Source organism: Cystobacter fuscus DSM 2262 (assembly GCF_000335475.2).
Lineage (GTDB): Bacteria > Myxococcota > Myxococcia > Myxococcales > Myxococcaceae > Cystobacter > Cystobacter fuscus.
In genome coordinates this window covers 33812-45198 of sequence record NZ_ANAH02000069.1, presented here as the reverse complement: position 1 = coordinate 45198, position 11387 = coordinate 33812, and the positions used below count along the sequence as shown (strand labels likewise).

Below are 11387 nucleotides of genomic sequence, written 5' to 3'. Positions count from 1 at the left end.
CCATGATTTCTAGTTGAAAGGGAATTTTCTTGTACAGACGTCTTCTAGGAGGGAGGGGGAAGCTCGTCCGCGGAGCCGTCGATGATCTTCTTCGCCATGGCGAAGGAGAAGCCCGCGCGGGCCATGGCGGCGAGATCCCGCTGCCGGTTGTCCGGCCGGGTCTTCAGGTCGCGCCGGAAGGGGCCCAGCCGCTTCTTGCGCGCCCAGATGAGCGCGGCCGCCTCCTCGGACACCTCCGCGGAGGCCTCGGCCACCTTCTGTGCGACGACCTCCTTGGCCACGCCCTTGAGCTTGAGCTTCTGGGCGATCACCCGGGCACTGCGGCCCGAGGCGCGCAGCGAATGGGCCTTCGTCTCCGCGTAGGCCTGATCGTTGACGAGCCCGTTGCGCACGAGCTTCTCCACGAGCGCGTTCACCCAACCGAGCGCCTCGGTGCGCTCGCCGCCGTGGAAGCGCAGGGACCTGTCCACCCTGCGCATGAGCACGGTCTTGAGCTGGCTCACCGTGGCCGAGTACCGCTTGAGGTAGTGCAGCGCGGCGTTCTCCAGGTAGCGCGGAGACACCTTCCGGGGCTGCTTGCGCTTCTCCTGGAGCTGGCCTCGCTCTCTTCCCGTCGGCTCATCCATGAGAGGGGATGTAACACCCGGGTCCGACCCTGGATATGGCTCGTTCGCCGGGCGACCCGGCGTGCGGCTACTCGTAGAAGTCGGGGGCCCTGGGTCGTGGATGCACGTCGTTGGGGTCATGGAAGAGGACGAGGTCGCCCCCCGTGGCGTCGCGAAGCGCCTTGAGCTTGCGGATGGAGGCGATGCCCTGCGCGGGGTCCGGACATTCTCCCGGAGCCAGCTCCAGCTCGAAGTTCTCCCGCAGGTCTCCCGCGTCGGCGACGAGGATCTTGGTGCCACCGCGGGGCAACTCGACGAGCAGGGATTGATGCCCCGGCATGTGGCCGGCGGTCAGGAGGCCGCGCACGCCGGGCATCAGTTCCCAGTCCCCGTCGACGAGCCGCCACGGCCGTCCGGGCAGCCGCAGATCGTCGTCGAACACGGCCGGGTTGCCATGCGCCCCCATGGCATGCTCGTACTCGCGCCGCTGCATGTAGAGGGCGGCGCGGGTGAAGTGTTTGACATGGCCCGTGTGATCGTAGTGGGTGTGGCTGATGATGACGGCGTGGACGTCCTCCGGGGCGACCCCCAGCCGCGCGAGCTGGGGCAGCAGCTCGTGCTCTGGCAGGACGATGGGGGCCGACACCGAGCCCGGAGCGGTCAGGAAGCGCTCGCGCTGGACGGGATCCTTCAAGCGCGCGGAATCAATCCCCGCATCGAAGAGCACCCATCCGCGCGTCGTCTCCAGCAGGTAGGCACAGACCGGCTCGCACATGAGGAGCGAGGAAGGGGCACCCCGCACGGAGACCGATTTCGGGAGGATCTCGTAGCCGCACAGCAGGATGTAGAGTCGGCGGACGTCGGTCATCGGTCTCTTCCCCGGACTTGCCTTCAAGGGTTGCCCTCCGGGCGCGTGGGCACAAGCGGGGGCCTCCCCGAGGGAAGGCAGACGGCCGGCCAACCGCCCCCGCGTCCTCGCGCCTCTGGGGACTCTCGCTTGTCCGCGCCTGTCGGTGACCCAACATTGAGCGCGCTGCATGACACCCTGACAATGGAGAGAAGGCCATGGCCAAAGTCGACAAGGCGGGGACTCGTCCCCTGGCGGTCGTGACGGGCGCCTCGAGTGGAATCGGCTACGAACTCGCCAGACAGTTCGCCCAGAATGGATTCGACCTGCTGGTCGCCTCACAGGGCGCGGGCATCGTGGAGGCCGCGCGGGCCTTCGAGGAACTGGGTGCCCGGGTGTGGAGCGTGCAGGCGGACCTCGCCCAGTACGAGGGCGTGGAGACGCTGTACGCGCGGATCCAGGAAGTGGGCCGTCCGGTGGAGGCGATCGCCATCAACGCCGGAGTGGGGGTGGGCGGTGACTTCGTCCGGGACACGGACCTGAAGGCGGAACTCAACCTCATCAACCTCAACATCACGTCCTCGGTGCACCTGGCCAAGCGCGTGCTCAAGGACATGGTGGCGCGGGGCGCGGGCCGCGTCCTGTTCACCTCGTCCATCGCCGCCGTCATGCCGGGCCCGTTCGAGGCCGTGTATGCCGCCTCCAAGTCCTTCCTGCTGTCGTTCTCCGAGGCCCTGCGCAACGAGCTCAAGGACACCGGCGTGACGATCACGGCGCTCATGCCGGGCCCGACCGAAACCAACTTCTTCCACCGCGCCGACATGGACGACACGCGCGTCGGCACGGAGAAGAAGGACAGCGCGGAGCTCGTCGCGCGTCAGGGGTTCGAGGCCTTGATGGCGGGCGAGGACAAGGTGGTCGCGGGCTCGGTGAAGAACAAGGCGATGGCGGCGGCGGCCTCGGTGTTGCCTCAGCCCGCCTCGGCGCAGCTTCACCGGGGCCTGTCGGAGCCGGGTTCGGGCCGCCGTCACTGAGTCCCCGAAGAGGGGGCGCTGACGGGGAGCGAGCCGGGTGGAGCCTATCGGCTCGCTTCCGTCACGGTCTTCCACGCCTTCATGGCGAGCCGAGCCGAGGCCCGCAGGTCCTCGCGAGTCGCACCATCACGGGCCTGGATGGACATCGCCTGCTGGACGCCCGCGTAGAACCGCGCGATGTGCTGCGGCTCCACGTCGCGTGAAAGCTCTCCTTCGGCCATGGCCCGCTCGAGGCGCTCGCGGATGCGCTGGAGGGTATGGGCGCGTAGTTCCACGAGGAGCGCCTTCAGTTCGGCGTGCCCCTCATCCCCCGCGGAGGCCAGCGTCACCATGCATCCCAGGGGTTTTCCACGCCTGGGCAGGACCTCGGCGGAGCTGAGCAGCAAGGCCTCGATCGCCTCGCGCGCGGTCGGAGCCTCGGAGAACCCGCCCCAGACGAAGGGACCAAGCGTCTCCTGGTACTGGCGGATGGCCGCCTCATAGAGGGCTTCCTTGCCGCCGAACGCCGCGTAGAGGCTGGGCGAGTTGATCCCCATGGCGGCGCACAGCTCCGAGATGGACGTCGCGGTGTAGCCCTTGCGCCAGAACAGCTCCATGGCGGCGCACAGCGCCGCCTCCCGGTCGAACTCTCTTGGGCGGCCCCGCTTGGGCGCCTTCTTTTCTGTAGTGGTCGGCACAGAAGCCTCTTGACGTTCGTACCTTCGCCGAGCATTTTGTGTCGACCATCACAAAAAGGGAACACCATGTCGAAGCTTGCTGGCAAGAAGGCGCTCGTCACCGGGGGCAGTCGAGGAATCGGTGCGGCGATCGTGCGAAGGCTCGCGGCGGAGGGTGCGGACATTGCCTTCACCTATCAGCGCTCGGCCGAGACAGCCCAGGCGCTCGCGCGAGAGATCGAGGGGCTCGGGAGGAAGGTCATCGCGCTCCAGGCCGACAGTGCTGATCCCGCGGCTGTTCAGCATTCCGTCTCGGCGACGGTCGAACGGTTGGGCGGTCTGGACATCCTCGTCAACAACGCGGGCATCGCCCGGGGGGGTCCGCTCGAGCAGATGACGCTCGAGGACATCGACGCGCTCTTGAACGTGAACATCCGGGCGGTCGTGTTGGCCACGCGGGCGGCGATCCCGCACCTGCCTCGCGGCGGTCGCATCATCAACATCGGCAGCAATCTCGCCGAGCGCGTGGCCTACGGTGGCGTCTCGGTGTACTCCATGACCAAATCGGCGTTGATTGCGCTGACCAAGGGCGTGTCGCGGGAGCTGGGACCACGGGGGATCGCCGTGACCCTGGTCAACCCAGGCTCGACCGACACGGACATGAACCCGGCGCAAGGACCGAGAGCCGAGATGCAGCGCGGGCTCATCTCCTTGGGCCACTATGGCAAGCCAGAGGACATCGCGGCCGCGGTCGCGTTCCTCGCCGGGCCGGACGCCGCTCATGTGACGGGTACCAGCCTCACGATCGATGGGGGACAGAACGCCTGAACCAGGCGTCCTGGACAGCGGGGGCCGGGGCGCGGAACTCGAGGATGTCTCCGCGCACAGCCGCATGCCGATCCCTGCTTGGCGCCCGTCATTCTGGAGCATAATGAATGCCGAGCCACCATCCAGGAGTCACGCTCTTGTCGGAACCCACACTTCGCACCCTGCGCGGCCGTCTTCTCTGTCCCGAGCAAAACAATGCACGCTTCGAGCTGGTTCCAGATGCGTTGATTGAACTGGATGCGCATGGACTCATCCAGTCGGTACGGGCCGCCCCCAGCGACTGCCGCATCCCGGAAACGCACCCCGGGGCTGTTCTCCTGCCTGGCTTCATCGATACGCACATCCATTTTCCGCAGACGCGGATGCTCGGCAGCGCCAGTGGCCCATTGCTGCAGTGGCTGGAGCGGTCGGTGTTTCCAGAGGAGGCGCGCTTTGCTGAGCGGGCCTACGCCGAGCAGGTGGCAAGAGAGTTCTGTGATGCCCTGATCGCCCAGGGCACCACCTGCGCCGCCATCTTCAGTTCCAGCCACTTCGATGCCACGGATGCGCTGTTCGCCGAGCTGGATCGGCGCGGCCTGCGAGGCCTCACCGGATTGACCCTGATGGACAGGTCCGCTCCGGCGATGCTGCTGCAGGAACCGGCCGCCGCCCTGGAAGCCTGCTCCGTCCTGATCGACCGCTGGCACGGCCGCGACAAGAACCGGCTCCGCTTTTGCGTGACGCCTCGATTCGGGCTGAGCTGTACCCCGGAGTTGCTGCGGGGGGCCGCCCGGCTGGCCGAGCGCCACGGGCTGTGGATTCAAACCCACCTGGCGGAAAACCGGGAGGAGTTGCACGCCACGGCGGCGGCCTTTCCCGCCTCGACCGACTACCTGGGCGTGTACGAGGATCACGGCCTGGTGGGCAACCACTCCCTGTTCGCCCATTGTGTGTGGCTGTCGGAAGGAGAGTGGGATCGAATGGCGCGCCACGACGCCGTCGTCGCGCACTGCCCGGACAGCAACTTCTTCCTGAACAGCGGATGCATGCCGCTGCGGCAAGCGATCCACCGGGGTATCCGGGTGGGCCTGGCCACGGACATGGGGGCTGGGCGGACCTTCTCGATGCGTCGGGTGGCGGCGAGCGCATATGACGCGGCGCTCATCCTCCAGGCACCGGTGTCACCGGAGGCACTGCTGTGGCGCGCCACCACCGGAGGAGCGATCGCGCTGGGGCTGGGTGCACAGGTGGGGCGGATCGCCCCTGGCTACGAGGCGGACCTGGTGGCGCTGAACGTCCCCGCGCACGTAGGGCCAGAGGGACTGTTCGACGCGTTGTTGTTCCAACATGACGCGGGGCCCGTGCGCGCCACCTACGTCCGGGGCCAACGCTTGACGCCGACCCACCGGAGCGAGGATTAGCAGGAGAAGGAGGCAGCGACCGGCCTGCCTCCATTCCCCGCCTGGGTGAGTACACTCCGCGTGCCCTACAGCGGGGTGTAGTTCGGGGACTCCTTGGTGATCTGCACGTCGTGCGGGTGACTCTCGCGGACGCCGGAGCTCGTGATGCGGATGAAGCGCCCGTTCTTGCGCAACTCCTCGATGTTGCGGGTGCCGCAGTAACCCATGCCAGCGCGCAGACCGCCCACGAGCTGGAAGATGGTGTCCGAGACAGGGCCGCGTGACGGCACGCGGCCTTCAATGCCCTCGGGCACCAGCTTGGGGCCCTTCTCCTGGAAGTAGCGATCCGGAGAACCATCCCGCATGGCTCCCAGGGAGCCCATCGCCCGGTACACCTTGAAGGAGCGGCCCTGGTAGATCTCCGTGTCGCCCGGCGATTCATCCGTTCCGGCGAAGACCGAGCCCATCATCACCACATGGGCGCCCGCCGCCAGGGCCTTGACGATGTCTCCGCTGTAGCGCACACCGCCGTCGGCGATCACCGGCACGCCATACTGGCTGGCGGCGCGGGTGCTCTCATAGACAGCCGTGATCTGGGGCACGCCGATGCCCGCCACCATGCGGGTGGTGCAAATCGAGCCAGGGCCCATGCCGACGCGGATCGCGTCCGCGCCCGCCTCGCACATGTCTCGCGCCCCGTCATAGGTTGACACGTTGCCGCCAATCACCTGCAGCTTGGCATGTCTGCGCTTGATGCCAGACACCGTCGACAGCACGCCCTGTGACTGACCGTGGGCACTGTCCACGACCACCACATCCACTCCGGCCTCCACCAGCGCGTCCACCCGCTCCATGTACTGGGGCGTCGCTCCGACGGCGGCCGCCACCAGCAGACGGCCCCGGGCGTCCTTGGCCGCATTCGGATACTTGCGGACCTTCTCGATGTCCTTGATGGTGATCAGCCCCTTGAGCATGCCGCGCGAGTCCACCAAGGGCAGCTTTTCCACCTTGTGCTTGCGCAGGATGTCCTTGGCCTGCTCCAGGGTCGTGCCCTCGGGGGCCGTGACGAGATGCTCCTTCGTCATGACGGCGGAGATCGGCTGATCCCAGTTCTCCTCGAACCGCACGTCCCGGTTCGTGATGATGCCCACCAGCAACCCGTTGCGATCCACCACGGGCACACCGGAGATGTGGTACTGGCCCATCAGCTCCTGCGCCTTGCGGATGGCATCCTCCGGATTGCACGAGATGGGATCCCGGATGACGCCGTTCTCGGAACGCTTGACCTGGCTGACCAGGTGGGCTTGCCGCTTCACGTCCATTGACTTGTGCAGGACTCCAATGCCACCCTCACGCGCCAGGGTGATCGCCATCCGGGCCTCGGTCACGGTGTCCATCGGCGAGGAGACGAGCGGGATGCTCAGGCGGATCTCCCGGGTCAGCAGCGTGCTCACATCGCAATCGCGCGGCAGCACATCCGACTTCGCTGGCAACAAGAGAACGTCGTCGAACGTCAACGCCTCTGGACCGAACTTCTGGTCGAAGTCCACCGATTCACCTCCGAAAAGTAGGGTTCAACATTCCGACGTACCACCCACCACACGTGGTGAGTCGAGCAGCCACGGTCGGCCTTTTAGAGGATGCCGACTGACTCGTCCAAGGACACCGGGAACACCATTATAAATCAAACAGATATCCGATGTGAAAAAATTTAAATTGACAGGTGCCCCTGAGACTCCGAGTGTTCATGATTCGACCCTGAGTCGCGGGCGTTCGTCGCCAAGGCCCCGATGAGCGCCCTGCGCCGGTGGACCTGGAGAGCTTCCCGAGTCGGAGCGGAAGAGATACACTGCCCGTCCTTTTTCAGGAGCCACCGTTAAATGTCAGACCATCGTGAGAAGACTTCCGCTGAGGGGGAGCGCTATTGGGAGGTCGGGTACGGCAATCCCAACGTTTCCACCATGGGAGGGCCCAGCTCTGAAGTGATCGAGGTGGCGGCCGCTCTTCAGCCGGGGGCCAACGTGCTCGACCTGGGCTGCGGAGAGGGGCGCAACTCCCTCTATCTCGCCACCCAGGGATTCAAGGTCACCGCGGTGGATTTGTCAAAGAACGCCATCGCCAAGCTCAATCACATGAGCGAGCGTGCGGGCGTCGCGGTCAAGACAATCGTCACGGATCTGATGGATCTGGAGTTCACCGAGGAGTACGACGCCATCCTGGCGCATGGGCTGCCCGCGTGGATGAAGCGGGAGGACTGGCAGACGCTGTTCGCGCGTGCCAGGGAAAAGACCCGGCCCGGTGGGTTCAACATGAGCTCCGCCAAGTACTTCACCCCCGAGTACCCGGAGGCGGAGGCGTTCAGGAATAGCGGGTTCCCCCATTCGGTGGGCCCCCTGGAACTCAAGCACTTCTACTCGGACTGGGAGATCGTCCGGTATGACCGCTATGTCAAGTGGGAGCGCCACCCCGGGGCGCCAACCCACCCCTATCCCATGGACAAGTTGGTGGCGCGCAAGCCGGGCAACCCCTCCGCGCCCCCCGCCAGGATCCAGCTCGTTCCCATCAAGGACAGACAGCTGCCCGAGGAGATCCTCTCCAAGCTGGAAGTGGGCATGAGCCTCGAGAAGGTGCTTGGCCTGTGCGGCGAGCCGGATGCGGTGGAAACCTTCGTTGCGGAAGGCCTGCAGTACGGCGTCTTCACCCGGGAATCGGCGGGCGGATACAAGATCCACTTCTACTTCTTCGGAAGGACCATGCTCGAGTTCGTTGATGGGCGGATGCGGTCACGCAACGACTATTTGTCGGAGCCCATGCGCATCCATTACTGAGCCCGCGGGGCAGGGGCCGCGGGGCCACTTCCCCGGGAGGGGCCCGGGCTCCTCCCGGGGGCTGCTCCTCCACCACGCGACGGGTCACGCATTGCATCCCGGGGAAGATGATGATACGTGGGGCCATGCAGCCCTCGCACTCCGCCTCGTCACTTCTTGGTAGTAATCGCAACTACCGCAACCTGTTCATCGCGCATACGCTCAGCGTACTGGGTGACTGGTTCAACCAGTTCTCCCTCCTCGCCATTGTCTACCTGAAGACCGGCTCGAGCGCCTACGTGGGACTCACCCTGGTCTCCAGCGCCCTGCCTGCCCTGTTGCTCGGTCCGTTCATCGGGGCGTTGGTGGATCGGAGTGATTGCCGCCGGGTGATGATCATCAGTGACATCGCCCGAGTCGTGCTCGCCGCCACGTTCATCCTCACGGTCGACTGGATGTGGTCCATCTACCCATTGCTGGCATTGATGTCTCTCTTCGAGACGGCCTTCTCCACGGCGCGCAACGCCATCATGCCGAGCGTCGTAGAAAAGCCGCAGCTTCCCATCGCCAATGTCCTGATGAACGTGGCGCGAGGCATGATGGCCTCGGTGGGCGCTGCCCTGGGGCCGATCATCACGGGCTTCATCGGTCAGAACGGCGCGTTCTGGCTGAACTCCGCGTCGTTCGCGCTGTCCGCGCTGCTCATCTCGCGGATCGTCCTGAATGCCCCGGCGCAGGCCCACTCCCGCCGCTGGTCGCGGGCGGACCTGCTCGCGGGGTACAAGTATGTGCTGTCCAACCCGATCGTCCTGGGCGTGTTCATCACGGGGGTTGCCTGGTCCCTTCTGGGCGGAGCCTACTACGTGCTGCTCACCGTCTACGGCGCCGGGGTGCTCAAGGGCGGCTCCTCTGGCATTGGCGTGATGTACGGCGCACAGGGCTTCGGCTCGGTGGTGGGCGGACTGCTGGTCCTGCGCTTCCTCGTGCATGACGAGGTGCGTGCCATCCGCCTCTTCTCCTGGGGAAAGATCGCCCAGGTGGTGGTGTTCTTCGGCTTCTTGTTCGCTGGAGAGCTATGGACGGGTGCTGCCTTGATCCTGCTGATGCGGACCATTGGCGGACTGCTGACGCCCTACGACACGACGTTGATCCAGGCGTACACCCCCCATGAGTTGCTGGGTAAGGTGTTCGCGGCGCGCAGCACCTTCGTGGAGTTCGCCACGCAGCTGTGCACCTTCATCTTCGGCGTCTGGCTCTCGTTCTACAATGAACCCCGCATCACCGGGGCTGTCTTTGGCATGGGCTCGCTGGTGCTGGCCGTTACCGGGTACGTCATCCTCAACTCCCGGGCCTCGCGCAACATGGCCGCCCAGAGGTTGGAACCAGGCTAGGCGGCAACCCCGGCTCCGGGCGGCGACTCGAACTGTCTCCGAGCGCCCCCGGAACCCGGGCACGAATTACTTGGCCTGGTACTCGCGCTCCATGCGCAGCATGCGCTCGGAGAAGAACAGGCTGGCCAACAGGCTGCTGAACTTGAAGCCCAGATCCGTCAGGCTGATGGTCCCGGTGCTGGAGACACGGATGCAGCCCAACTTCTCCATCGCCTCCAACTCCTCCGGGAAGTCCTGACGCAGCGGACGGCCGAAGCGCTGCTCGTAGGCGGGCATGCTCAGGTTGCTGAGCGTGAGGTTCAACACCACGAAGCGGCGCCGCTGCTCCTCTTCGTCCAGGACGATGCCCTGCTCGATGGCGAAATCATCGCCGAAGTCGGTCTTGATGAACTCCTCGATGATATGGTTGGCCTCGGCGCGGCCCACGGCGTAGTCGGTGCTGTAGTGGTAGCGGCCCACGTAGCTGCGAGCGCCCGTACCGATGCCGATCAGCGGGACGCCCTTGAAGTCCAGGCTCTCCTGCAGGTACGCCTCCTGCCCGCTCAAGAGCGTGAAGCGGGTGAACGACTCCTGGCGGTAGCCAAGATCGCGCAGCTTCGCCACGTTCTCGTCGTAGATGTTGTACTTCGCCTCATCGGTGAAGAAGGCCTCCTCGCTCTGGTCCAGTTGTTTCTTGATGTGGGTCAGCGGCCGGGCCACGACCGGATACAGGGAGAGCGTGGTCGGCCTGAACTCGAGAACCTGATCCAAGCTCTGCTTCCAGGTCTCCCGCGTCTGACCGGTCAGGCCATAGATGAGGTCGAGGTTCATGTGATCGAACCGGGCCCTGATGTTGCGAATGGCCTCGACCGCGGTCTCCACGGGGTACGGCCGGCCGGAGTGCGCCAGTTCCCGCGGATGCATGCTCTGCAAGCCCATGCTGATGCGATTCACCCCGGCGGCCTTCAGGCAATCCAGGGTCTCGGGCGTCATGCTGTCCGGGGCGCCCTCGACGCTGATCTCCGCATTGTCCGCCACCTTGGGGAAGTGACGACGCAAGGTCGAGAAAATCCGCTCGAACTGGGCCTGCGTCAGCATCGTTGGTGTGCCACCCCCAAAGTAGATGGAGCTCACCTGCCGCCCGCTAGCGAGCCCGCCATACATCGCGAGCTGCTGACAGACCTTGTCGATGTACCGGTCGATCAGCGTGGGATCATGCCGGGTGGTCAGGAAGAGCGTGCAGTACGTGCACCGGTACCGGCAGAAGGGAATGTGTAGGTAGATATTGACTTCACCCTCCCGCGGCTCGTCCGCCCAAACCTCCTTGATGGGAATGGGCCGCTCGAAGTTCCGATACGTGCGCTTCGACGGGTAGCCGTACACATAATTGGGAAGCACATAGGTGTTGATGCCTTGCGCCAATCGCTCGTGCACGGTGTCGGGTGCTTTCTGCGCTTGCATTGCAAATTCCTCCCTGGAACATCGTTGGGGTCCGATGGTTCGATGTCCGATGATTACAGTCCAGGCTCGCCTGTTCAAGAGCGAAAACCCGCAAATCGAGGCCGGGACATGGTCCGCTTGTCCCAAACTGCTGGATGAAGGCCCCCTCGTCTGCGTCATGGCGGTGTCTCCAGTTCGCCATGGTTCCGCTCATTGACCTGGCCTTGAGCACGGATTGCAGCCCACATCCCATGGATTTGAATAAAAGTAAACCTCTCTTGACAAGGAACTTATGATAGGGCAGGCCCCGTTCACCCAACCGCCAAGACAACCGAGCAGGCAGGAGCTCGAGCGAGGGGCTGGTGCGAGATGTCCAGTGACAGGTCAGCGGGGAGGGGTGACGGACCGCTGAATGACGTTG

Annotated in this window: 10 protein-coding genes; 5 read left to right on the top strand and 5 right to left on the bottom strand. The window is 65.2% G+C overall.

Annotated elements, in window-relative coordinates:
- Positions 1-44: 44 nt before the first annotated feature.
- Both D187_RS44995 and D187_RS44990 read right to left on the bottom strand, forming a co-directional pair.
- Positions 45-626 carry a regulatory protein RecX gene (locus tag D187_RS44995; protein WP_002628372.1) on the bottom strand — a complete coding sequence of 194 codons (582 nt, stop codon included), beginning with the start codon at positions 624-626 and terminating at the stop codon, positions 45-47.
- A 67-nt stretch (positions 627-693) separates the two neighbouring features.
- Complete coding sequence (locus D187_RS44990) at positions 694-1473, bottom strand: N-acyl homoserine lactonase family protein (RefSeq protein ID WP_002628373.1); 780 nt, start codon at positions 1471-1473, stop codon at positions 694-696.
- A gap of 197 nt (positions 1474-1670) precedes the next feature.
- Between D187_RS44990 and D187_RS44985 the strand changes: the two genes are divergently transcribed.
- Complete coding sequence (locus tag D187_RS44985) at positions 1671-2486, top strand: SDR family NAD(P)-dependent oxidoreductase (RefSeq protein ID WP_002628374.1); 816 nt, start codon at positions 1671-1673, stop codon at positions 2484-2486.
- 44 nt (positions 2487-2530) lie between these two features.
- Here D187_RS44985 and D187_RS44980 read toward each other — a convergent pair whose 3' ends face one another.
- A complete protein-coding gene (locus tag D187_RS44980; RefSeq protein WP_002628375.1) occupies positions 2531-3163 on the bottom strand; it encodes a TetR/AcrR family transcriptional regulator in 633 nt (210 codons plus the stop codon).
- Positions 3164-3229: 66 nt separating this feature from the next.
- On the opposite strand from D187_RS44980, the gene D187_RS44975 reads away from it, so the two are divergent.
- Positions 3230-3970, top strand: a complete 741-nt coding sequence (locus D187_RS44975) for an SDR family NAD(P)-dependent oxidoreductase (protein WP_002628376.1) — start codon at positions 3230-3232, stop codon at positions 3968-3970.
- A 137-nt stretch (positions 3971-4107) separates the two neighbouring features.
- Positions 4108-5370: a guanine deaminase gene (gene guaD / locus D187_RS44970; RefSeq protein WP_043434972.1), complete on the top strand. Its 1263-nt coding sequence runs from the start codon at positions 4108-4110 to the stop codon at positions 5368-5370.
- 65 nt (positions 5371-5435) lie between these two features.
- On the opposite strand, the gene guaB is transcribed toward guaD, so the two are convergent.
- Positions 5436-6899, bottom strand: a complete 1464-nt coding sequence (gene guaB, locus D187_RS44965; RefSeq protein ID WP_002628378.1) for an IMP dehydrogenase — start codon at positions 6897-6899, stop codon at positions 5436-5438.
- A 330-nt stretch (positions 6900-7229) separates the two neighbouring features.
- Between guaB and D187_RS51350 the strand changes: the two genes are divergently transcribed.
- Positions 7230-8177, top strand: a complete 948-nt coding sequence (locus D187_RS51350; protein ID WP_076606350.1) for a methyltransferase domain-containing protein — start codon at positions 7230-7232, stop codon at positions 8175-8177.
- A gap of 125 nt (positions 8178-8302) precedes the next feature.
- The gene (locus D187_RS44955) at positions 8303-9547 is read left to right on the top strand and encodes an MFS transporter (protein ID WP_002628380.1); all 1245 of its coding nucleotides are present in this window, start codon (positions 8303-8305) and stop codon (positions 9545-9547) included.
- Positions 9548-9613: 66 nt separating this feature from the next.
- On the opposite strand, the gene D187_RS44950 is transcribed toward D187_RS44955, so the two are convergent.
- A complete protein-coding gene (locus tag D187_RS44950) occupies positions 9614-10987 on the bottom strand; it encodes an STM4012 family radical SAM protein (protein WP_002628381.1) in 1374 nt (457 codons plus the stop codon).
- Positions 10988-11387: the final 400 nt, after the last annotated feature.